Genomic DNA, 21,521 nt, shown 5'->3' on the forward strand with positions numbered 1-21,521 from the left:
GGTCACCGGCCGGGGCCGCCGTCGGATCCGGTTCATGGGAAACGCCTTCCTGTCACGGGTCACCAGAAGAGGAGCCAGCGGCCGTCGAGGCGCACGCCGTGGCCCTGGTAGGTCACCCGGCGCTGGCCGGCGTTCCGGCACCGGGAGCCGGAAATCCGGTGCCACAGCTCGGTTTCGGTGAACACCATCGTGCCGGTGCGGTAGGGCACGGTGACCGGCTCGCCGCCGCCCCGGCGACCGGGCGGGGCCCCGGGGACGTCGGCCTCCAGGTCCAGGCCGCTTCCCCCGTCCGGCAGGGCGAACGGCACCGTGAAGTTGACCACCGCGGTGATCGCGGCCCGGCGCGCGAGGAGGGACGGCACCTGCGTCTCGAGGGCGTCGACGTGCCAGCCGCCGCCGGAGTACTCGCCGGGCGCCGGGAACTCGAACAGGTGGAAGCCGGGGACGGCGAGGTCCTCGGCGTACACCACCGGCAGCCCGTACCGCCGCTCGAAGAACGCCGCCACCCGCTCGTGGACGAGCCGGAAGTGCCGGTACAGCAGGCGGTTCTCCGCGCGGGCGCACGCCGTGTAGTGGCCGGGGCGCTCGCGGTTGCGGTAGAATGCCTCGCCGATCGTGCTCAGGCCCGGGGTGTCCCCCCGCCGCAGCGCGGCCGGCACCGAATCGACGGCGGCGAGCACCGCCGCCACCTCCGCCGGGGTGAACAGGTCGGCGGTGAAGGCGCGGGCGCGGCCGAAGGCGATCTCCCCGGCCGGCCGGACGCCGGTGTCCACTGTGGTCATGCGGAACGCTCCTTGCACAACGCCGCCGCGGCGAGCAGCCCGGCGATGGCCGCCGCGATCGGCTGGCCGGTTCTCGATTCGTAGTAGGTGAACCCGGGCGACGGGTTGACCTCGAAGCAGTACCACTCGCCGTCCGGGGTGCGCCGCAGGTCGGCCCCGGCCACCGGCAGCCCGAGCCGTTTCGCCAGGTCCCGGCAGCGGTCCGCGACGCACGCGGGCAGGTCGACGCCGGTCAGCACCGGCGCGCGGTACCCCTGCGAGCGGGCGTAGCGGTAGTCGTCGGCTTCGCTGTCCACCTCGGCGGCGAACACCTCGGTGCCCACGACGTGCACGCGCACGTCGGTGCCCGGCACGTACCGCTGGAACTGGGTCGGGCAGGTGGTCACGGCCGCCAGCCGGGCGCGGTCGGCCGCCCCGACGCGGCGCACCCGGCTGCGGATCCCGCTGGTGGACTTGACGATGACGTCGCCGTGCTCGGCCAGGAACGCCTCGGCCCGCGCCGGGTCGTTCGTCACCAGGGTCGGCGGCACGCGGAACCCCGCGGCCGCGACGAGCCGCAGCTGGTACGGCTTGGACCCGTTGCTCGCGCCGGCTTCCGGCCGGTTCAGGACGTAGGCGGGCGTGCGGTCGGTCCAGGCGTTCAGCACCTGGTCCAGTTCGGCGGCGTGCCGCCACTGCGCGGACGACGGCGGCAGCACCCGCACGGCGGGCAGCCGGGTGCTGTCGTGCGGGCGCACGTAGGCCGCCCGCACGGCATCGAGGTCGAACTCCGCCCCGGCGACGGTCACCCGGGTCCGGCCGGCGGAGATCCGCACGGTCGTGTCGAGCACACGGCGCTGGTCGAGGAAGCGGACGGGAGCATCCAGCTGCCGCAGCCGGGCGAGTACGGCGGCCATCGGGTCGTCCGCGAGCAGGCCCCAGAGGAGGATCGTCATCGGGTCACCTCCGCGGCCATCGGCCCGGCCGCCACCAGAATCGTCATCCCGCCTCCACGTCCCCGCGCAGCGCGGCCAGGACCGCGTCCGCCACCTCGGGAACGGACAGGTCCGGCCACGCCGAGATGTCCCGCACCCGGGCGCGCGGCCCGTGGCCGGACACCGTCGCCGCGAGCAGGGGGGTCCGGGTCCTGCGGCCGAGCTCGCACAGGCCCTCGCCCACCTCGGGATGCACGTCACCGACGCACACCTCGCCGACCACGTGCGCGCGGACCGCCCCGCCCCAGGCCGGGACCGCCGCCAGCGGAGGGAGACCGAGGCCGAGCCGGCGGCCCGGGGCCTCGGCCCGCAGGCCGGCCGCCAGCGCCTCCGCGGCCCACTGCTCCGGGAACCACGGTGGTCCGTTGAGGCTGCGGGGGTCGGGCGGGTTCAGCACCGGGGCCGGGCAGGCGTCGAGCCAGGCCAGCAGGAACGCGGTCAGCTCGGCGCCGGCGTAGGCCCGGTCCTCCGAGTGCACCGCGGGCAGGTCCGCGCCGGTGAGCACGCTCAGCCGGTTGACCACGCCGGTCACCGGGATCTCCGTCCCGCCGGCGGTCGCCAGCCCGGTGCGGGCCCGGCCGTCGCGGTCGACCTCCAGCCGCCACCGGACCTCGTCGAGCGCGCCGGTGGTGAGCAGGAGCGCGTCGCTGCCCCACCGGACGGCCAGCGCCCGGGCGGCGTGGTCGTGGGCGTGCGCGAGGATCAGGAGCATCTCAACCGTCCTCGCCGGCCAGCGCGTCCCGGCCCACCTCGGGGCGGTCCGCCAGCGAGATGAACGTCCGCTCGTCGCCTTCGGGCTGGTCGGACGCGGGCGGCGGGGACCCCGGCGCGGCGGTCCCGGCGAGGTCGACGAACTCCTTGCGCCCGTCCTTGCCGCGCTCCTTGTCCTCCTTGTCCTTGCTCTCCTTGCCCTCTTTCTCCTTGCCGTCCTTGCCTTCCTTCTCCTTGCTCTCCTTGTCGTCCTTCTCCTTCTCCTTTTCCTTCGTCTCCTTGGTCTCCGCCTTGTCCTTGAGCGGGTCGATCCGGTGGTCGATCGCGGTGATCTTCACCTGCAGCTCCTGGACCACCCCGAACAGCTCCAGCCGCAGCTCCTTCATGCAGTTGCTGACCGTGCGCAGGGCGTCGGCGACCGCGGCCAGGTCGGCTTCGATCGCGTGGAACCGGTGGTTGAAGCCGAGCTCGGTCGGGGTCTCCCCGGCCTGCACCACGGTCACGCCGTCGACGAAGTCGGGGTGGGTGAACGTGGGCTCGAAGTGCAGCTCGCACTGGGGCGCCTGCTGGGGGACGTTGGTCTGGAAGACGAACGGCGGCGTCACCGTCGTCGTCAGGCCCGGCCCGGACTGCCGGGCGATGGCGCGGCCCAGCACCGCGATGACGTCGTCCTCCGCGACGCCCGCGCCGCGCAGGGCGTCGACGATCGTGTGCGCCGGGACGCCGTAGACGAGCTGTTCCTCGTCGCTCATGAGCTTTCTCCTTGTCCTGCCCGGGCCGAAGGCGCCAGGCGGTAGTGCCGGTAGGCCCGGGCGGCGGCGATCGAGAGGCCGGTGGCGTGGCCGGAGCCGTCCACGTCGACGTGCCGCCGCCGGATTTCGAACGTGTCCGCCCGCACCCCGGCGGGCGTCACCAGTTCGACGATGTTGAGCAGGTGTTCGTACTGGCGCAGGGAAAGCAGCGCGCCGCCGGGCAGCGCCGGCCGCCAGGTGTAGGGGTTGTTCGCCCCGGATCGCTGCCCCAGCACGCAGGACACGACGCTGATTCCGTCGTTGACGACCGGGATCGTGACGACCGATCCCCGCCGCGACGAGAGGGTGGCGTGCTGCCGTCCGAGCCCGCGCACCTGCCAGCGGTGGATCAGCGTGTGCTCGCCGGCCAGGTTGCTGCCCGCCAGCGGCAGGCCCGCGACGCCGAACAGGAGCGCGAGCGTCCCGCTGCCGGTGACCAGCGCGACGACGCTGCTGGCGCCGGCCGCGGCGGCCGTGGTGAACAGCGGGCTCAGCACGGCGGAGTTCGCGATCGCGGCGGCCGTGCGGGTGGCCCCGAGGTCGAAGAGCACGTAGTCGCGGGCCGAAACGGTGCCCAGCTGACGGCGGAACGCGGCGACGTCGGCCACCTTCGGCACGCCCCGGCTGTCCAGCGCGGCGTCCAGGCCGGGGACGGCCGAGGTGGCCCGCGCGTTCGCCAGCACCGCGGCCGGGTCCGCGACCGGCGTCAGCTGCGCGCCCGCGAGCGCGGTGATCACCGAGACCACCGGCACGTCGTGGTCCGGGTCGGCCGGCGAGACCAGCCGCGCGGTCAGCGTCAGCGGGACGTCGCCGTCGGAGTCGGGGTCGACGTCCACGACCAGCGGGCCCATCGGCGCGGTGCTGGTGAACACCGTCCCGTCGGCACCCGGCTCGACCGTCACCAGCCCGCACGCCTTGAGCAGCCACGCCCCGGCCGGGTCCGCCGAGCGCGGCACCGGCACCAGGTCCGGGTCCTTCAGCTTGCCGGCCGCGGTGACCGCCGCGTCGAGCTGGGCGGCGACGGGTGCGGCGAACAGCGCCCCGAACCCGAGCTCGAACCGCGAGCCGCCCGCGTTGTCCTGCCCCTTGAGCACGCGCGGCCACGGCCGGGCGCCCAGCTGACGGCACCGGGCGTCCAGGGTGGTCAGCGCCGCGGCCACGGTCGGGGCCAGGGGCTGGAAGGGCTGCACCTGCCAGGTGGCGAGGGCCGCCCGCTGGGCGTCCACGCGCGCGGCTTCCTCCGGCGGCAGCAGGCGGTGGGCGTGGGCGTCGTCGCCTTCGGTGCTGCCGGCCGGCCAGACCAGGTGCACCCGCCGGATCGCGTTGAGCAGCGCGGGGATCTTGCCGGGCGCGCCGGGGGCGACCAGCCGCAGCGCGATCAGCTGCGGGTCGGCCGTCTCGTCGGCGGTCACCGGGCCCGCGACGCCGACGTCGCCGAGGAAACCGCCGTTCAGCGCGGAGTCGATCCACGGTTTGCTGGGCAGCCGCACCCCGCGCAGGACGCGCAGCCGGGCCCGGTAGGACACGTCGTCTTCGAGGGTGCCGGGCGGCTGCAGCGGCCGGGTGGCCGGGGTCTGGTCGTCGGCGTCCCAGAACAGCTCGTCGGCGAACCGCGGGCAGGCGAGGTCGGCGCCGATCCGGTCGAGCGCGTTGCCGCTCGCCACGGCCAGTGCGCGCATCGCGCGGATCTGCCGCGCGGTCCGCCGGATCCGGCCCTTCTCGTCGAGCAGCACGGTGAGCAGCCGCCCGAGCACGCCCTGGACGAGGTCGAACCGCACGGCGGCGATGAGCTGCGCCGCGTCGAGCCCGGTGCCGCCCGGCCCGCCGCGGATCCCGCGCACCAGCACGGAAAACGGCGTGACGACGTCGCCCTTGCCCGGGGCCGGGACGGCGGCGACCAGCGCGGTGCCGGCCGCGGTGTGCGGCGCGAACGTCAGCACCGGCAGGGTTTGCGGTGCACCGGCGCCGGACTTGAGGGCGGGCAGGATCGTCAGGCCCTGGACGTCCACATCGGACAGTACGGTGCACAGCACCAGCGGCCGGGTGGTCACGACGTCGACCACGGCCTCGGCCTGGCCCGGCGGCCCGGACGGGCGCAGGGTCAGGGGGTGCGGGGTGGCCGCCGGGGCGAGCGGGCCGATCAGCTCGGCCGCCGCCGCGGCGAGCACGCCGGCGCCGAGGCCGTCGGGGTCGAGCACGGAGTTCGTCATGGGTCACCGCACCGTCAGCCGGCCGGGCGACTCGACGAAGACCGCGATCTGGTCCGCGCCGACGACCAGGTTCTCGTCGACGTCGAGCACGTCGGGCGAGGTGTCGTCCTCCCCGCCGGAGCCCACCGGATCGACCGAGTACGGGAACCGCACCAGCTGCAGCCCGGTGACGTCGACGACCCCCGGTTCGGCCATCATCGCCGCGGACAGCGCGGCGGCCCGCACCGGTTCCGCCAGCGCCAGCCCGTCGACGACCGCGCGCAGCCGGGCCGCCAGCCGCTGCTTGAGCGCCAGCGCGCCGGGGCTGAGGTTGCGGACGGCGATGGAGCCGGACGGCAGCGGCACGCCGGAAGTCACCACGTCGACGTCGACGGTGACGAACACCTGCTCGGCCCGCACGACGTCGGGGAAGATGCCGACCGGGCGGACGTCCCGGATCGCCTGCTCGACGGCCACCCGCAGGCCGGACGCCCCCTCCCAGACCGCGGCTTCGGTCGGCGCGACGAGCACCGTGACGAAGAACGGCGACGACAGATCGCGGTCGGCCGCGAACAGCCGCTCCAGGAAGGTGAACTGGCCGAAGATCGACTGCGACAGGTCGAGCCCGCCCCAGCCGTCGCGCACCAGCACCTGCCGCACGCCGGGCACCAGCGACACGGTGGCCGCGATCGAGTCGGCCGTCCACAGCGACCTGGGCGCGTTGAGCAGCAGCGCCCGGTAGCGGTCGTCGTCGAACTGCTCGTTGCCACCGGTCAGGGGCTGCGTGTGCGAGACGCGCACCAGGCCCTGGCCGACCGACGACGCCGTCTCGGGGAACCCCGCGGCGACGTCGGCCGCGAGCATCGGGGCGAGCTTCGGGTCGGCGATCTCCCACCGGTCGATCCGCTGCGGGTGCCCGCCGCCGGCGTCGGTCACCGCGGGGTCGAGGTTGCCGACCGGGCCGGGGTCGAAGCTCGTCACCGGCGCGACGGCGGAGGTGACACCGGCGGTCAGCTGCACGGCCGCGGCGAGCGCGATCCGGTGCCCGCCCGGGGTGGACAGCCGCGCGCCGCGGGGCAGCACCAGGGTCGGCACGCCGGCGGGCAGCGCCTGGGCCAGGGTCAGGGTGACGGCCCCGGTCGCGGTGCGGAACGGCCGCGCGATGCCGAGTTCCGCGCCCAGGTCCGACAGCGCGCGGCCGCGGGCCGTGCTGACGAAGCTGTCGTCGTACTCCGCCGCCAGCGCGGCCCAGGTCCGCGCGTCCTCCAGGGCGGTGACCTCCAGCAGCTTGCGCACGAGGCTGCCGCTGGTCAGGTCGATGGCCGGGTCGATCAGCTGCTGGGCGAGCGCGATCTTTTCGGCCAGCAGCCGTGTGAACGGCTTGGGCAGGAACCCCGACGGCGTGACGCCGAACGAGCCGCTGCCGGTGGCGCGGGTGACGCTCTCGTCGACGGCCAGGACGTCGGTCAGGTCGATGCTGGTTTCGGAGCTCATGGCGTCCTCCCGGGGGTGCCGGACGCCTCGACGCCCGGGGTGTCGACGGCGCCCCACTCGGCGCCGGTGGCGAGGCCGCCGGTGGCCAGCGTCGCCGGGTCGCCGGTGATCGCCTCGAAGGAGACGGTGATGGCGAACGTCCGCGAGGCCGGGCCTTCGGTCGGCGTCGGCGTGGTCAGGTCGACCACCCGCCGCACCCGCGGGTCGGCGGCGACCATCTCGATCACCGCGCTGCGCAGCCCTTCCCGCGCGAGCACCGGCGACGTCTGGCGCACCAGCGGGGTCAGGCCGAGGAAGCCGAACCGCACGTTGAACGGGTCGCTGCCGCGCAGCGTGGTGAGCCCGATCGCGAGGTCCTGGCCGAGCGCGTCCACCCCCTCGACGAGGTCGAGGTCGACGCCGGCCGGGCCGGCCCGCAGCACCAGGTCGCGGGCGGTGTCCGCGCTGTCGGTCAGGTCGGCGCGCGGGCCGAACCCGAGCAGCTGGCGGCGGCGGACGGCGGAGTCGTCGCCCGGCGGGGGCGGGGGCAGAGCAGCGGTCATGGTCGTTCCTTCACGAAGCGGAAAGCTTGTCCTGGCCCGCGTCGACCGTGACGGTCTTCGTGGGGTCCGGTGGCGGGGTGGACGGGGGGTTTTCGGTGGTGGCGTGCAGCGCGTCCAGGAGCACGGGCGCGCCGCCGACGGTGAGCAGCCGCGCCGCCCCGGGATTCGGTTCGGGGGCCGACGTCGTCTTGCACGGCGTGGGCGGGGAACCCGGCGGGAAGACGCACCCCAGGTAGGTCGCGGGCGCGGCGGCCTGGGAGAACAGCAGCACGGGCTGCCGGCCGACGGTGAGCTTCGCATCGCTGGCCGGTGCCGGGCGGACGCCCTGGTGGGCGCAGGTGAACCGGCCGGAGATCGTGACGGGGAAGGCCATCAGCTCACGTCCATCGTTCCGCCGGCCAGCGCCACCCGGACGTCCTTGGCCTTGAAGGTGATCTCGCCGTCGCCGGCGTCGAAGGCGATCGACGAGCCGGTGATCGTGACGCTCCCGTCCGCCTGCAGCAGGATCCGGGCCGGGGTCCCGGATCCGGGCTTGGTTTCGATCAGCACGCTGCCGGCGGGCGCGCCCGATTCCGGGTCCGGTCGCTGCGGGACGGGGGTCAGGTCGGCGGGGTCGTCGACGACGCGCAGCACGAACCGGGCGGTCTCGACGACCCGGTTGCCCCGGCGGTCGGTCAGGTCGTGCGCCGCGGCGCCGTCCAGCGGTACCTGGTCCACTTCGGACGGTGGCGAACCGTCGTGGGGCAGGTGCTCGGGCGCGTCGACGTTCGCGGGCAGCGCCAGCCAGTAGTCGCCCGCCTGGGCCGCCGGGCCCGCGCCCAGCACCCACAGCGCCCCGGCGTCGACGTACTCCCCCGGCCCGCCCGCGCCGTCGACCAGCAGCGCCCGGGTGCCCGGGTAGCGCGGCAGCACCAGGCCGAAGTTCCCCCACGCGAACGGCGTCGCGTAGGGCACCCGGTGCGCTTCGGCGGGTACGTCCCGGCCGATCACGACCCGCTGCGCGGTGCTGCCCGAGCCGTCACCGGGGTCCCGGGAAACCCAGAAGTCGCTGGTGTGCCGGGTTTCCGTGGCCTCGGCGGCCACATGGTCGTGCACCAGGCCGACGTGGGAGCGGGCCCGCTGGGCGACCCCGGCGGTGAGGCCGGCCGTCGCACCGCGGAGGCTGACGGCGAACGCCTGCGCGGGATCCGCGGCCGCCTCGCCGACCTGCGGGGCGGCCCGGACGTCCGGCGCCGGGGTGCCGCCGAGGTCCCAGCCGTCGTCGCCGTCGGCCAGCACGAACGCCTTCGCGACCGTGACGAAGCCTTCCTCCCGCGAAATCCGGTGGCTGACCTCGGTGATCCGGCAGTGCACCGGCGGGCCGCCGGAGCCGGGGTCGCCGAACGGCCGCACGTTCAGCGAGCCGAGCAGCGTCGCCCCGATGCTCGGCGGCTCGACCTGCGGGAAGTCCTCCGGCGGCAGCTCGACGACGAGCGTGTCGCCCGGCTTGAAGTCCGGCCGCCCGAGCGTCGTCACCGACACCGTCAGCCGGGACTGCGGCGCGTCCGGCCGGTCACCCGCCGCCTGCTCCCGCGGGCGGGCGGACCCGCGCTCGATCACGAGCAGGCCGCTGTCGTCGTCGACCCGGCGCTCCGCCGGCAGCCGCGGTCCGGCGTCGCCGGCCCACACGCCGACGTGCAGGACGCCGTTGCGGATCAGGGCGAGCGGCTGGCCGTAGCGCCGCAGCAGCTTGCGCGCCTGGTCCTCCAGCACCCCGGTCAGCGCCTGCAGGCAGGTGCCTTCGCGCACGGGGATCTGCACCGGGGCGAGGGCGCCGGGTGGCGGCGGGACGTCGGCGAGGCCGTAGTAGCGGACGAGCTCGATCCCGGCCTTGCCGGTGATGGCCCGGACGGCGTCCTGGAGCCCCGGCTGCGGCACCGGATCGGCGTCCTTTTCGGACAGCTGCGCCGTCACCAGCTCACGCCCGCTCACCACGGCCTCGAACCGGCGGGTGCCCGAGCGGCGCCACAGCCGGTCGACGCGCAGGACGGCGACGAGGCTCAGCGGCGGCGGGTCCGGGGTGATCGCCCCGAGCGGGTGGTCGAGGCCGGTGAACCGGGCCAGGTCGCCGGCCACCCCGGTCGGCGAGTCCTGCCACCACAGGTGGAGAGAGGCGGCCAGGTGCCGGCCGGGAGCGACGTGGATCTGCTGGTAGTCGGCGTCGGTCAGGCCCTCGAAGACGATCTCGTACGCCCCGCCGGTGAGGTCGGCGGGCAGGGTGGCCGACACCGATCCGGTGTAGGTCTCGCTGCCGAGGGTGGCCAGCGTCCGCCCGGACTCCTCCTCGAAGAACACAGCGGCCCAGGCGGGCACCGTGCCCGGCGTGACGTCGGGGCCTTCGGCGGTCGCGATCAGGGTGGTGCGGCTCATCGGTGCCCTCCTTCCGGGTCAGGGGTTCGGCGTGGTCAGGACGGGGATGCCGGGGTCGCCGGCGGGCCGCGGCGGGCCGGTGTCGGGCGCGGGCCCGAGGTCCCGCCAGCGCAGCGCGAGCCGGCTGCCGAACCGGCCGGGGCTGCGCAGCGTGCCGATCGTGACGACCAGCAGGTCGACGGTGACCTCGACGGCGGCCACCGCCCCGAGCCGCAGCGCGACCGGCACCCCGGCCACCACCGGGACCGTCTCGCCGATCGCTCCGTCGGACAGCAGCGTGAGGCGCGGCCACGCGGCCCCGGCGTCGCGGGCGGCGGCCGGGTCGGCGCCCGCCCGGGTGTCGAAGACGACGGCCTGCGGGTCGGCGGCCAGCACACTGCGGGCGACGCCGAGCGGGACGGCGAGCACGAGGCCGCGCGCGCCGTCGAGGTCCACCCGGACCGGCAGGCCGGCGGTGAGCTCCTGTTTGAGCACCCGGGGCGCGGCCGGCCCGCTCGCCGGGACGTCGGGACCCGGCACGGCGGGCACGTCGAACGGCGGCCGGCTGATCAGCCCGGGCAGCGCGAAGGCGGTCATCGTCGTCCCCCTCAGACCGGCAGCGCGTCGGTCAGCGCGCCGACCCCGACCGAGGCGACCTCGAGCAGCTTGGCCAGGCTGCCGGGCCGGGGCAGGTGGATCAGCTGCACCGACACGTCGATCGCCTCGCGCCGCCCGGCCGCCTGGGTGAAGGTGAGCGACTGGACGGCGAGGTCGGTGCGGATGGTGGCCGCGGTGATCAGCACCAGGCCGCCGACCGCGTTGCGGGTCAGCCGCGACAGCGCGGTGCCCTGCCTGCTGGACTCGGCCAGGTTCTCCAGCGCGACCTTCCAGGCGAACCGCGACGGGCCGAGCAGCACCGCGCTGAAGGACAGCGTGTCGTCGTGGGTGACGACGGCGACCCGGCGCCGGCTGCCGCCGATCTGCGGCACGAAGTACGTCGACGCGATGGACAGCTGGGTGACGGCCCAGAGCGGGACCGGCACGATCCCGTCGGACAGGATGGCGCTCGGGGTGTGCAGGCCCGGTTCGTAACCGCTCACGGGACATTCCCTTCGGGTGCGGGCAATTCGATGCGGCGCTCCGGCGCGACGGGACCGCGTTCGCCGAGGTTGTCGAAGGACAGGAACTTCCGGGCCGCGCCGGTCAGCCAGGACAGCTCGCCACCGGCGTTGGTGACCACGCGGCCGACGCCCCTGCGGGCCAGGATCTTGCCGATCCGGCGCTGCACGCGGTCGCTGGTGATCTCCTCGGGCCGCACTTGCGAGACGTACGCGCTCACCTCGGCCGACGCCTCCGCCGCGCGCCGGATCGCGTCGACGAGCTTGGGCGGCAACGGGACTTCGTCGCGCTGGAGCCAGCTGCCGAACTCGGCGACGTCGGCCGCCATGTTGTCGACGATGTTGTCGATGAGGCTGCTGACCTCGCCCAGCCCGCGGCTGGAGAGGGCCTTGTTGTCGCCGAACCAGACTTCGCCGGTTCGCAGGTCCACGGCGACGAAGTCGGTCCCGCCCACCGTCACGTTCAGGTCGGGCACCTTGAGGATCCAGGCGTCGTCGGCCAGCTGGAAGGTCGCGGTGCGCTCGCCGAGCAGGCCGCGCACGTGGGAGCGGGACAACGCGCGCACGTACCGCTCCAGGGTGGCGACCGGCTTGCCTTCCGCCCGCTTCGCCACGGCGTAGCGCAGCCAGTCCGAAGCGAGCTTCGCCAGCTGTCCCGGGCTGCGCGCGGCGAGCTCGACGACGGCCGAACTGCGGCCCAGCCGCCGGGTGATCTCGTCCTGGGACGGCAACCCGATCTCGGCCGCGGCCCGGTCGAGGACCTCGGCCCGCGTCCGGGCCTGGGCGCTGCCGGTCCCGTCCGGGCCGACGTCGTGCAGGACCTCGCGGTGGACGTCGTTCAGCCGCCGCAGGGCGGCTTCGAGGTCGGTGCGCCGCTGCCCGGTGATGCCGTGGTCGGCGCAGAACCGGTCGATGAGCCGGGAAAGCTCGGCTTCGTTCTCCCCGAGCACCACCAGCCGCAGGAAATCCGGGTCGAGGACGTTGGCCTGGTTCACCAGCGTCCGCTGCTCCACCGGGAGGTCCCGGTACGCGGCGTGCACCCGGGCCGTCTCGGCCTGCGGGCGGCCCGGCCCGGCGCCGAACGCGTACTCCAGCCCCGGGTTGCGGACGTCGTCGAGCGCGTCGAGGGCGTGCGCGATCGACTCCTCGTCCATCCCCTTCTCCGCCAGCGCGCGCCGGAACGCCGCCTCCGCCCGGGGTTCCTCGCGCAGCGCGGCTTCCAGCCGGTCGGGGGCGAGCAGCCGGGCCCGGTCGAAGGCCACCCGCCGGTCCGCGGGCAGCGCCCGGACCCGGGCGGCCCGCCGGCGCGCGGCGTCCGCGGGTGCGGCCGGGGCCGCGTCCGGCGAAAGCCGTTTGTCCGGCAGGTTCGGGCGGTCGCGGGCCCAGCGCTGCGGATCCGCGAGCGCCTGGACGTCGTCGGCCAGCGCCGCTTCGAACACCCGGAGGTTCTCCAGGTCCGCTTCGGTCAGCGGCTGCCGGAAGAGCCGTTCGTAGAGCTCGTGGACCCGCCCGCGCAGCTCCCGCACGTTGGCCACCGCCGCCTCGAAGTCCTGGACGTACCCGAGCCCGAGGATGTCCAGGGACGAGCCGAGCGACTGGTCCCAGAGCTCGCGCAGGCGTTCCTCGGTCAGCCGGGTGCGCTGGCGGACTTCGGCGAGGCCCGCCAGCAGGCGCGGGTGCTCGCTCAGCACGGCGTGCGCGCCGCCCGGCGGCCGGGGCGTCACGGCGCACCTGTCCCGGCGCCGGCGGCGCGGGCCGCCGCGGTCATGATCGCGCGCAGGTCCTCCCGGGACACCTCGCCGTGGGGGTCTTCACGCACCACGGCGTCGATGAACCGCTCGATGGCCGAGGACAGCACCAGGTTGAGCACGTACCCCTTGACCGCCTCGCGCAGGAAGGCGCTCACCAGTTCTTCGGCGGTCACGACGGCCAGCAGGTGCTCCGCCTCCTGCTGGGCCAGCCGGATCGCGGCGATGGCCGCCGCCCGCCGCCCGGCGCCCGGCAACGCCAGCCGCGCGGCGCCGGAAACCCCGCGGGCCAGGGGTTTCGCCACCGGGAGGAACGCGAGCGCGGCGCCGATCCAGGCCGCCCACAGCTCGGCCTCCGCCTGGGCCCGGGTGATGATCTCGTCGCCGCCGAGCAGCGCCCGCTGGATCCCGCGGTGCTCGTAGGCGGTCGCCAGCGCGCCGACCGCCTGGGCGGCCCCCAGCAGGAACGCCGCGGGCGGGCAGAAGACGGCCAGGAACGGCAGGCCGACGAGGTTGAAGAACTCCGTCAGCTCGGCCTTGCCCAGTTCGGCGGCCGCGAGCTCGTGCAGGGCGTCGACGTAGACGGCCTGGTAGTCGAACATCGGGCGCAGCCGCTCGTCGGCCTTCCGGTGGATGCCGGTCAGCCGCGCGCCGATCTCGTCCGTGCGGTCCTCGGTGAAGCTCGCCAGCCCGAGGGCGATCGTGCGGTCGCGGCGCACCTGCGCGGTGCGGTCGAGGTTCTCGCGCCGGACTTCCTTGAGCACGGCGGCGAATTCGGCGTCGACCGCTTCGGTGACGGCGTTGCCGGCCTGCTCGCTGCGCTCGTCGTCACGGCGCTGCGCGTCCTTGAGCCGGCCGGCGACGTCCGACAGGTCCTTGATCTTCTCGAGGAACGGGTCGATCAGGAGCGCCTCGTCGCGGGCCGTGCCGATCGCGAAGGCCAGCTGCTCGTCGCTCCACCAGTGCCCGCGGGCGTCCTTCGCCCAGTACTGGCCGTCGAGGAACACGACCGCGCCCGCCGGGCTGCGGTCCGGGACCGCGTCGCGGATGGCGGCCACGACGTCGGCGCTGACCCGGCCCCAGTCGTGCCGCAGGTTCGGGGCGCGGAAGGTGAGCCCGGGGTTGCGGTCGCGCGCCTGGGCGACGCCGATCCGGCGGCGCAGGTCTTCCAGCTCGACGTTCGGCGCCAGCACGATCACCAGCAGCGCGCGGGTGAACCGCATGTACTGCGGGAAGTTCGTGCTGTCCAGCCGGCGGTCCAGCTCGAACAGGCTCTTCTCCAGCACCTCCAGCAGGACGTCCTGGCAGGCCGAGACGAACAGCTGGCCGATCGCGTCCCGCCGCACCCGGAAGAACAGCTGGTGGAAGTGCGCGGCCCACTGTCCACTGTGGCCGGCGAGCGGGCAGCGCAGCGACTTCGAATGGTCGGCGGAGTACAGGGCGTCGACGTAGGCGGCGGCGAGGTTGGTGACGAGCACCGAAGTCTCGGCCAGCCGGCGCAGTTCCGCCTGCCGGCCCCGCGTCCCGCCCCCGACGACGCCGAGCCGTCCGGTCTGCCGGCCGATTTCGGCCGCGGCGACGATGGCGAACGAGCCGGCGTAGCCACCGCGCGGCATGCCCAGCCGGCCGGCGATCTCGCCGATCAGGGCGGCCAGGTGCTCGCGGTCGGCCGGCCACTCGTCGAGGTGCGGCTCGCCGAGGTAGGGCGCCTGCAGGTCCGCTTCGTCGGCCGTCGACAGGTCCAGCGGCGCGCAGTCCGTTCCGTACCCCTCGCGGCGGACCTCCTCGGTCAGCACCGCCACCGGCAGCGTGCCGCTGGTGAACGCCGCCGGCGCCACGTGCCACTGGACGTGGGCACCGCCCTTGCGGAACTCGTAGATCACCGCCGGGCCCGGCCAGGCGAACTGCGCCACGCCGGGTTTCTCCAGCGCCAGCTCGACCAGCGCCGCGTGCCACTTCTTCTCGTCGCCGACGAACCGCCAGTACCGCAGCTCGTCGGCGTCCAGCGCGCCGGCCGCGCGTTCCCCGCCGCCGAAGCGCTCGGGCACGAACAGCTTGAAGTCACCCGCGATCCGCAGCCGCGGCTGCCCACCGCCGGCCACGACGATCGCCTGCCGCGGGACGCCGCCGATGCGCGCGATGACGAGCACCTCGGCGGGCGGGTCGCCGTGGTAGAGACCGAGCACCGCGTCCCACGCCTCCCCCAGGGTGGCGAAGGACCGCAGGCTCACGGCGGGCGGGGCCGTCCGCGCGGCCCCGCCCGGTCCGGTGGCGGAGCCGGCCGCCGGCGCCCGCAGCCGGGCGGTCGCGGTGTGCAGGCCCGCCCGCGTGGCGGCCCCCAGGTCGGCGGCCAGCGCCCGGGGCAGCGGATCACCGGTGAACCGGACCGTCACCCCGGGCGGCCCGTCGTCCCAGTCCCCGTCGCGGACCGCAGCCACCCCGCCCGCCCGCGCGGCGGCGCGGACGGTGGCCTGCTCGGTGGCGTCACGCACCAGCCGGGCCAGTTCCTCCGCCGGTCGCGCCGGATCGAGATCGAGCCGGATCCGGACCGGCATGCGCACGGTCGTCATGCCAACCCCTCCAAGGCCGCGGTCAGCCGCTGGATGGTCGTGTCGGGCGGGCGGTCCGGTGAGACCAGCCGGATCTCGACCTCGACCGGGAATTCGAGGACCAGCCCGCCGGGCCGGGCGGTGGCGTGGGCACCCGACTCGTCCCACCACTGTTCGGGCGGCGGCAGCAGGCCGCCGCCGGCTCCGGCTTCCGGGGCGTCGGACACGGGAACTCCCCCTCTACAGCGAGGCCTGCAGCGGACCGGAGGTCTTGGTGCCCCCGGCGTCCGTCGCGTCGACGTGCATCGAGAAGCCGGAGAAGGTCGCCTGCGGGGCGCCCGTCACCGTCGCCGCCGTCGGCGAGGCGCTCGTGATCACGCAGCGGCTGAGCACGATCGTGGAGAACGACCAGTCGTCGCCGCTGCGCTCCTGCATCGCGATGCTGAACTCGGTCGCGTTCAGCGCCAGCGCGGTCAGCTGCGCGGTGGCCGGGCCGATCGCGTTGACCGTCAGGGAAAAGGTCAGCGAGAAGGGCTGGGTGACGACGCCGACGTGCGTGCGTTCGATGCTGTGCAACGGCTCGGCCGTCGTGGCGAACGTGGGCGTGAACGACTGGATCGGCGAGATCTCGTGGTCGACGCCTCGGTCGTCGGTGTAGTGCACCGAGAGGCGGGTGTTCCAGCTGGCTTCGGGACTCGACATGCTTGGCTCCTGGTCAGAACTGGGGGGCGAGTGTCACGTTGAGCCGGTGCACCGCGGGCCCGTACGTGATGCTGATGAGGACGGACACCTGCCGGGTCTGGCGGGCGGTGACCACCTGGGCCTGCTCGGCGGCGCTGCGGGCGTTCTCCGGCAGCGCGAGGATGGCCAGCAGCGGGATGGTGACGGAGAAGTCGTCGATCACCGCGCCGAGCTGCAGCGGGCCGAGGATGCCCTCCACCCGCACGCGCACGGCGGTCAGGCCGGCCTTGGTGATCCGCGCGTCGCCCACCGCGCCGATCAGCCCGGCCCGCAGCCGCGCCTCGGCGTCGTCGATCACCCGGCGGGTGTCGGCGTAGGTGATCGCCGGGTCCGACGAGAACACGCCGCCGTCTCCGGTGAACAGCCCGGTGCCGGGCACGAGCGCCGGGTCGATCAGCGGGATGACGCCCTGGCCGGCCAGGCCGGTGATCTCGGCGGGCACGTACTGCTGGGTGAGCGGCATCGTGAACCCGCGGACCTGCTTCAGCACGACGCTGGTGGCCGGGGCGAGGCCCGCGACCGCGCCCATGACGGCCGCGGCGGCGTCGGCGACCGGGTTCGGGTTCGCCGTCTCGTCGGTGGTCGCCCCGCGGGCGGCGACGAGGATCATCCGGCCGGTCGCGCTCTTCAGCGCGCCGTAGGAGCCGGTCGCCAGCACGGTGTCCACATAGGTCGCCGTCTTCGCGATGGCCGGGTCGATCATCGCGACGGCGATCCGCCGGTTGCCCGCCGCGGAGGTGTTCTCGACGTGCTCGGCCAGCGCCCGCAGGCCGGTCGCCGGGGTGCCGCCGTTGGTGGCCGCCCCGACCGCCGTCTCCCCGGCCAGGCAGACGAACGTGACGTCGTCGGCGGCCTCCAGGCCGGCGAGCGCGGCGGCGTAGTTGCCGGCCGCCGGTGTGCGGACGCCGTAGACCTTGCTGGGCCGGGGGTCCTGGGCGAACACCAGGTCCAGGCTGCGGGTCAGCGCGGTCGCCGCGCCGGCCTTGCCGAAGAGCGCGAGCGCGTCGTCGTGGCCGGTGAGCACCAGCGGCGTCGACGCGGGTGCGGTGGCGCCGTCGGCGTTGCCGACGACGGCGACCACGCCCGGCGAGCGTTGCGCGACCGGGACCAGCGCGCTGGTGTCGATGGTGACGTCGACAAAGGGGAAAGCCGGTTGCACGAGGGTGGCCATACCGATCTCCGTACGTGGTTCTGACGTGGTCGATGCGCGTTTCGCGCGGGACTTGGCGGTCATGTGGTCTCCGTGGTGGTGATGACGGCGACGCCCTGGCCGGCGAGCCAGCTCCGCGCCGCGCGCAGCCGGTCCGCCCGCCGCTGCTCCGGCGCCGGGTCGCTCTGCGCCCCCGGCCAGCCGGGGTCGTCGAACGTCGTGTCCGGGACGACCCAGCAGACGAGGCGGTCGAACCGGCGGGCCGGCGCCCCGCGGGGCACGTCGCCGGCGGCGTAGCGGGCGGCGCCGAGCCGGGCCACCGCGGTCGCCCGCAGCAGGTCGCGGGGGCTCGTGGCGGCGTCCGCGGCGAGGAACGCCACGAGCACCGGCAACGCGACCGGCACCGGGTCCGGGTCGTGCTCCGGCGGGCTCATCGCCACGGTCGTGCCGAGCGCGATCCGGCTGTCCACTTCGGACTCTTCGGTCGAGACGTCCACAATGGTCCCGTCGGGCCGCGCCGTGCGGACCACGACCGCCCCGGTCCACACCGCGTCGGCCGCGACCGGCGGCGCCTGCCCGGTCTCCCAGGACGCGCTCACCTCCCACGGCACCGGCTCGCCGGTGCGGCGGAACTGGGCCAGCGCGGACACCCGGGCGCCGAGCGGCACGGCGAGGTCGAACCGGTCGAAGGTCGCCGTCGCCGGTTCGGTCACGAGCGCGGGGTCGAGTTCGTAGGCCACGGTGCCGATCGCGAGCAGCGCCTCGGCGGTCAGCACGGAAGGGCGGGCCACCGGATCGGCGAGCCGCAGCACGATCTCACTGGCGACGTCCATGGGCCCACCGTGACAAGACGTGTCGACAGCCCGTCGACAACCGGTCGACAACACCGGGATTGGGCCGAACGGACGCGTATCCACGCCGTGGTCCGGTACTCTTGAACAGGGTGGGGATGGACGACCGGCCGGAGTTCCGCGTGCTCGGCCCGTTCGAGGTGCTGGCGCACGGCAGGCCGCTCGACCTGGGCGGTCCCCGCATCCGCACGCTGCTCGCGCTGCTGATCGCGAACGCCGGCCGGGTCACCGGGGTGGACACGATGGCGGACGCGCTGTGGGACGTCGACGCCACCCCCGGCACGCCCCGGACGGTCCGGACCTACATGTCCCGGGTGCGCCGCTCGCTGGCGCCGGTCGCCGCCGACCTGATCGAGACCCGTGCGGCCGGCTACGCCCTGCGGCTGGAACCCGCCCTGCTCGACGCCCGCGAGTTCGAACGGCTGGTGACCGCCGGGCGGGCGGCGCTGGCGGCGGACCCGGTGACGGCGGCGGACCTGCTGACCCGGGCCCTGGCCCTGTGGCGCGGGGACGCCTACGAGGACTTCAGCGGCACGGTGGCGTTGCTGGCCGAAACCCGGCGGCTGCAGGCGTTGCGGCTCGGCGCCCTCGAAGACCGCATCGACGCCGACCTCGCCACCGGCGCCGGCGAGGCGCTGATCGGCGAACTGACCGGGTTGAGCGACCGGCATCCCGGCCACGAACGGCTGTGGGGGCAGCTGATGACGGCGCTGTACCGCGCGGGCCGCCAGGCGGACGCGCTGGACGCGTTCACCCGGGCCCGGACGGTGCTCGTCGACCAGTTCGGGCTCGACCCCTCGCCGCGGCTGGCCGGGATCCACCGCCGGATCCTCGACAACGATCCCCGGCTGTGGCCGGCGGCCCGGCCGGTCGCCGTCCGGCCGCCGGCCGCGGTCCGCAACGACCTCCCCGGCGACATCGCCGACTTCGCCGGCCGCGAAACCGAGCTCTCCCGGCTGCTGGCGACCCGGGACGGCGTTGCGCACTCCGCGCCGACGGCCGTCGTGATCGAGGCGATCGACGGGATGGCCGGCATCGGCAAGACGACGCTGGCCATCCACGCCGCGCACCGGCTCGCCGGGCACTACCGCGACGCCCAGCTGTTCATCGACCTGCACGGGCACACCTCCGGCCAGGCCCCGGCCACCCCGGCGGCGGCGCTGGACACGCTGCTGCGCGCCCTCGGCGTGGCCGCGGACCGGATCCCGCGCGAACCGGACGCCCGCGCGGCGCTGTGGCGCGCGGAACTCGCCGGCCGCTCGGTCCTCGTCGTGCTGGACAACGCCGCGGACGCCGCCCAGGTCCGGCCGCTGCTGCCGGGCAGCCCGGGGACGCTGCTGCTGATCACCAGCCGGCGGCGCCTGGTCGGTCTGGAGGCGGCGCACATCCTGTCCCTGGACGTGCTGCCGGAGGCGACCGCGGTCGCGCTGTTCAGCGGGATCGTCGGCGACGACCGGCCCGCCGCCGAGGCCGGGGCGGTCGGCGACGTCGTCGCGCTGTGCGGGTACCTGCCGCTGGCCCTCCGGATCGCGGCGGCGCGGCTGCGCACCCGGCCCGCGTGGACGGTGGCGCACCTGGCCGACCGGCTGCGCCAGGCGGGCCGGCCGCTGGCCGAGCTGTCCGCGGGCGACCGCAGTGTCGCGGCGGCGTTCGCGTTGTCCTACGGGCACCTGGACGCGGCGCAGCAGCGGATGTTCCGGCTGCTGGGCCTGAACCCGGGCCCGGACATCGATGTCGCCGCCGCCGCGGCGCTGGCCGCCGTCTCCCCCGCGGAAGCCGAGCGGCTGCTGGAAAGCCTCGTCGACGACCACCTGCTGCAGCAGCCGGTGACCGGCCGGTTCCGCTTCCACGACCTGGTCCGCCAGCACGCGCAGGCCACCGCCCTGGCCGACGAGCCGGAGCCGGCCCGGACCGCGGCGCTGCGCCGGCTGGTCGCCTTCCACCTGCACACCGGCCACCGCGGCAGCCGCCTGCTCGACCAGCAGCACCCGCCGATCGACGTCGGCGAGCCACCGCCCGGCTGCGTCCCGGCTCCCCTGCCCGACGACACGGCCTCGATGACCTGGTTCGACGGCAACCACGAGGGCGTGCTGGCGGCGCGGCAGGCCGCCGAGGACGCCGGCTGGGACACGTGGGTGTGGCAGCTGGCCTGGACGCTCGACAACTTCCACTACCGCCGCGGGCACCTCCAGGCCAACATCACGTCGTGGCTGGCCGGCCTGGCCGCCGCCGAGCGCCTCGGGGACGTGGCCGTGCAGGCCCGCGCGCACCGCCGCCTCGGCCTGGTCTACGGCCCGTTCGGGATGCCGGCCGAGGCGTTGCACCACCTGAACCGTTCGCTGGCCCTGGCCGGCGACATCGGTGACACGCTGGGCCAGGCGGGCGTCCACTTCGTGCTGGCGCTGCACTGGACGAACGAGAAGGACGACGAGCGGGCGCTGGAGCACGCCACCAGCGCCCAAGAGCTGTACGGCGCCCTGGACGACGGCAAGTGGGAGGCGCGCGCGTTCAGCCTGATCGGCGCGTGCCTGAGCCGGCTGGGCCGCCACGACGAGGCCCGCTGCCAGGCCGAAGCGGGACTGGCCCGGTGCCTGGACCGGGGCGACGTCTACGGCCAGGCCGACGCATTGGACAGCCTCGCCGCGATCGCCGCCGAAACCGGCGACCACGACGAGGCCCTGGACCGGTCGAGGCAGGCGCTGTCCCTGTGGCGCCACCTGGACAACACCTACCGCCAGGCGGCGACGCTCGCCGCCATGGGCGACGCGCACCAGGCGCTGGGCCACCCGGACCAGGCCCGCGAGGAGTGGCAGCAGGCGATCGCGCTGTACCGGGCGGGCAACCTGCACCCGGCCGCGGACGAGGTCGAGAAACGCGCGGCGAACTGGGGCCGGCCCGGCTGAACGTGCGCGGGCGCTGTCTCCGAGGACGTGTAGCGAACGTGTGGCATCCCTGTACGGGAGCCTGAATACATTTCCGCCTCGTTCACTCCACTCCAAACGGGGAGCTCCGCATGACGCTGAAAGAACGCCTGCAGACGAGGAAGATCGGCGCGGCCGCCGCCGTGGTCGCCGCGGCCGCCGGGATGGTCTTCGCCGCCGCGCCCGCCCAGGCCGCCTATCCCACCAGCACCTTCGACATCACCTACGGCGCGAGCTACTACCGGGGCACCGTCACCTGGTACAACCGGTCCGTCGGCGTCGTCGGCACGTTCAAGGCCACGGGGTGCCGGCGGGTGTACGCGTCGGCGTGGGCGGGTTCCACCCGCCTGGACTACCAGAGCTCCAGCACGCACTGCGACTCGACCGCGGCGGCACCGTTCTCCCTTTCCGCGGACGTCTCCGGCGGGGCCGGCGAGGTCGACCTCTGGATGACCGACGGAACCGGGCAGGCCCTCAAGAGCGCGATCTGCTACCGCGGCACCAGCGCCTGCGCGTGAGGTCCGTGTAGCGATCGTGTAGGCGGGCCCGGCAGGCTTCGGCCCACTCCAACG

At 75.1% G+C, this 21,521-nt stretch carries 19 protein-coding genes; 2 read left to right on the forward strand and 17 right to left on the reverse strand.

What is annotated here, in order from left to right:
• Positions 1–59: 59 nt before the first annotated feature.
• The 17 genes from ABZW17_RS24425 to ABZW17_RS24505 are packed head-to-tail and all read right to left on the reverse strand — an operon-like array spanning position 60 to position 18,010.
• The gene (locus tag ABZW17_RS24425) at positions 60–782 is read right to left on the reverse strand and encodes a hypothetical protein (protein WP_354818384.1); all 723 of its coding nucleotides are present in this window, start codon (positions 780–782) and stop codon (positions 60–62) included.
• Positions 779–1,717, reverse strand: coding sequence for a RimK domain-containing protein ATP-grasp (locus ABZW17_RS24430; protein WP_354818387.1), 939 nt, complete (start codon positions 1,715–1,717; stop codon positions 779–781). Before ABZW17_RS24430 ends, ABZW17_RS24425 begins: the two co-directional genes overlap by 4 nt.
• 43 nt (positions 1,718–1,760) lie before the next feature.
• Positions 1,761–2,468: a hypothetical protein gene (locus tag ABZW17_RS24435; protein WP_354818390.1), complete on the reverse strand. Its 708-nt coding sequence runs from the start codon at positions 2,466–2,468 to the stop codon at positions 1,761–1,763.
• A 1-nt stretch (position 2,469) separates the two neighbouring features.
• Complete coding sequence (locus tag ABZW17_RS24440) at positions 2,470–3,219, reverse strand: hypothetical protein (protein WP_354818393.1); 750 nt, start codon at positions 3,217–3,219, stop codon at positions 2,470–2,472.
• Entirely contained in the window at positions 3,216–5,468 is a 2,253-nt protein-coding gene (locus ABZW17_RS24445) for a hypothetical protein (protein ID WP_354818396.1), read from the reverse strand. Before ABZW17_RS24445 ends, ABZW17_RS24440 begins: the two co-directional genes overlap by 4 nt.
• Before the next feature lie 3 nt (positions 5,469–5,471).
• Positions 5,472–6,941, reverse strand: a complete 1,470-nt coding sequence (locus tag ABZW17_RS24450) for a hypothetical protein (RefSeq protein ID WP_354818399.1) — start codon at positions 6,939–6,941, stop codon at positions 5,472–5,474.
• Positions 6,938–7,483: a hypothetical protein gene (locus tag ABZW17_RS24455; protein WP_354818402.1), complete on the reverse strand. Its 546-nt coding sequence runs from the start codon at positions 7,481–7,483 to the stop codon at positions 6,938–6,940. The genes ABZW17_RS24450 and ABZW17_RS24455 overlap by 4 nt, the downstream gene beginning before the upstream one ends.
• Positions 7,484–7,493: 10 nt before the next feature.
• Positions 7,494–7,856, reverse strand: a complete 363-nt coding sequence (locus tag ABZW17_RS24460) for a hypothetical protein (RefSeq protein ID WP_354818405.1) — start codon at positions 7,854–7,856, stop codon at positions 7,494–7,496.
• A complete protein-coding gene (locus ABZW17_RS24465) occupies positions 7,856–9,892 on the reverse strand; it encodes a hypothetical protein (RefSeq protein ID WP_354818408.1) in 2,037 nt (678 codons plus the stop codon). The genes ABZW17_RS24460 and ABZW17_RS24465 overlap by 1 nt, the downstream gene beginning before the upstream one ends.
• Positions 9,893–9,910: 18 nt before the next feature.
• Entirely contained in the window at positions 9,911–10,468 is a 558-nt protein-coding gene (locus tag ABZW17_RS24470) for a hypothetical protein (RefSeq protein WP_354818411.1), read from the reverse strand.
• Between the two features lie 11 nt (positions 10,469–10,479).
• Complete coding sequence (locus ABZW17_RS24475; protein ID WP_354818414.1) at positions 10,480–10,971, reverse strand: hypothetical protein; 492 nt, start codon at positions 10,969–10,971, stop codon at positions 10,480–10,482.
• Complete coding sequence (locus ABZW17_RS24480) at positions 10,968–12,713, reverse strand: hypothetical protein (RefSeq protein ID WP_354818417.1); 1,746 nt, start codon at positions 12,711–12,713, stop codon at positions 10,968–10,970. The genes ABZW17_RS24475 and ABZW17_RS24480 overlap by 4 nt, the downstream gene beginning before the upstream one ends.
• Positions 12,710–15,307: a hypothetical protein gene (locus ABZW17_RS24485; protein WP_354818420.1), complete on the reverse strand. Its 2,598-nt coding sequence runs from the start codon at positions 15,305–15,307 to the stop codon at positions 12,710–12,712. Before ABZW17_RS24485 ends, ABZW17_RS24480 begins: the two co-directional genes overlap by 4 nt.
• Complete coding sequence (locus ABZW17_RS24490; protein ID WP_354818423.1) at positions 15,304–15,513, reverse strand: hypothetical protein; 210 nt, start codon at positions 15,511–15,513, stop codon at positions 15,304–15,306. Before ABZW17_RS24490 ends, ABZW17_RS24485 begins: the two co-directional genes overlap by 4 nt.
• A 13-nt stretch (positions 15,514–15,526) precedes the next feature.
• Positions 15,527–15,988: a hypothetical protein gene (locus ABZW17_RS24495; protein WP_354818426.1), complete on the reverse strand. Its 462-nt coding sequence runs from the start codon at positions 15,986–15,988 to the stop codon at positions 15,527–15,529.
• A 13-nt stretch (positions 15,989–16,001) separates the two neighbouring features.
• Positions 16,002–17,198, reverse strand: coding sequence for a hypothetical protein (locus ABZW17_RS24500; protein ID WP_354818429.1), 1,197 nt, complete (start codon positions 17,196–17,198; stop codon positions 16,002–16,004).
• 59 nt (positions 17,199–17,257) lie between these two features.
• Positions 17,258–18,010 carry a hypothetical protein gene (locus tag ABZW17_RS24505; RefSeq protein WP_354818432.1) on the reverse strand — a complete coding sequence of 251 codons (753 nt, stop codon included), beginning with the start codon at positions 18,008–18,010 and terminating at the stop codon, positions 17,258–17,260.
• 116 nt (positions 18,011–18,126) lie between these two features.
• Between ABZW17_RS24505 and ABZW17_RS24510 the strand changes: the two genes are divergently transcribed.
• Positions 18,127–20,931 (forward strand): BTAD domain-containing putative transcriptional regulator, encoded by a 2,805-nt coding sequence (locus tag ABZW17_RS24510; protein ID WP_354818486.1) that lies wholly within the window; start codon positions 18,127–18,129, stop codon positions 20,929–20,931.
• Between the two features lie 110 nt (positions 20,932–21,041).
• On the forward strand, positions 21,042–21,467 hold the full coding sequence (locus ABZW17_RS24515; RefSeq protein ID WP_354818435.1) for a hypothetical protein: 426 nt from the start codon (positions 21,042–21,044) through the stop codon (positions 21,465–21,467).
• The last annotated feature ends 54 nt before the right edge of the window (positions 21,468–21,521 follow it).

Source organism: Amycolatopsis sp. NPDC004625, from assembly GCF_040609695.1.
Classification (GTDB): domain Bacteria; phylum Actinomycetota; class Actinomycetes; order Mycobacteriales; family Pseudonocardiaceae; genus Amycolatopsis.

Excerpts from the sequence above, each read along its gene's own strand:
- ABZW17_RS24440 (WP_354818393.1), bottom strand. The coding sequence starts at position 3,219 with ATGAGCGACGAGGAACAGCTCGTCTACGGCGTCCCGGCGCACACGATC.
- ABZW17_RS24425 (WP_354818384.1), bottom strand. The coding sequence starts at position 782 with ATGACCACAGTGGACACCGGCGTCCGGCCGGCCGGGGAGATCGCCTTC.
- ABZW17_RS24430 (WP_354818387.1), bottom strand. The coding sequence starts at position 1,717 with ATGACGATCCTCCTCTGGGGCCTGCTCGCGGACGACCCGATGGCCGCC.
- ABZW17_RS24485 (WP_354818420.1), bottom strand. The coding sequence starts at position 15,307 with ATGACGACCGTGCGCATGCCGGTCCGGATCCGGCTCGATCTCGATCCG.
- ABZW17_RS24495 (WP_354818426.1), bottom strand. The coding sequence starts at position 15,988 with ATGTCGAGTCCCGAAGCCAGCTGGAACACCCGCCTCTCGGTGCACTAC.
- ABZW17_RS24505 (WP_354818432.1), bottom strand. The coding sequence starts at position 18,010 with ATGGACGTCGCCAGTGAGATCGTGCTGCGGCTCGCCGATCCGGTGGCC.
- ABZW17_RS24435 (WP_354818390.1), bottom strand. The coding sequence starts at position 2,468 with ATGCTCCTGATCCTCGCGCACGCCCACGACCACGCCGCCCGGGCGCTG.
- ABZW17_RS24465 (WP_354818408.1), bottom strand. The coding sequence starts at position 9,892 with ATGAGCCGCACCACCCTGATCGCGACCGCCGAAGGCCCCGACGTCACG.
- ABZW17_RS24450 (WP_354818399.1), bottom strand. The coding sequence starts at position 6,941 with ATGAGCTCCGAAACCAGCATCGACCTGACCGACGTCCTGGCCGTCGAC.
- ABZW17_RS24455 (WP_354818402.1), bottom strand. The coding sequence starts at position 7,483 with ATGACCGCTGCTCTGCCCCCGCCCCCGCCGGGCGACGACTCCGCCGTC.
- ABZW17_RS24510 (WP_354818486.1), top strand. The coding sequence starts at position 18,127 with ATGGACGACCGGCCGGAGTTCCGCGTGCTCGGCCCGTTCGAGGTGCTG.
- ABZW17_RS24500 (WP_354818429.1), bottom strand. The coding sequence starts at position 17,198 with ATGGCCACCCTCGTGCAACCGGCTTTCCCCTTTGTCGACGTCACCATC.
- ABZW17_RS24460 (WP_354818405.1), bottom strand. The coding sequence starts at position 7,856 with ATGGCCTTCCCCGTCACGATCTCCGGCCGGTTCACCTGCGCCCACCAG.
- ABZW17_RS24515 (WP_354818435.1), top strand. The coding sequence starts at position 21,042 with ATGACGCTGAAAGAACGCCTGCAGACGAGGAAGATCGGCGCGGCCGCC.
- ABZW17_RS24445 (WP_354818396.1), bottom strand. The coding sequence starts at position 5,468 with ATGACGAACTCCGTGCTCGACCCCGACGGCCTCGGCGCCGGCGTGCTC.
- ABZW17_RS24470 (WP_354818411.1), bottom strand. The coding sequence starts at position 10,468 with ATGACCGCCTTCGCGCTGCCCGGGCTGATCAGCCGGCCGCCGTTCGAC.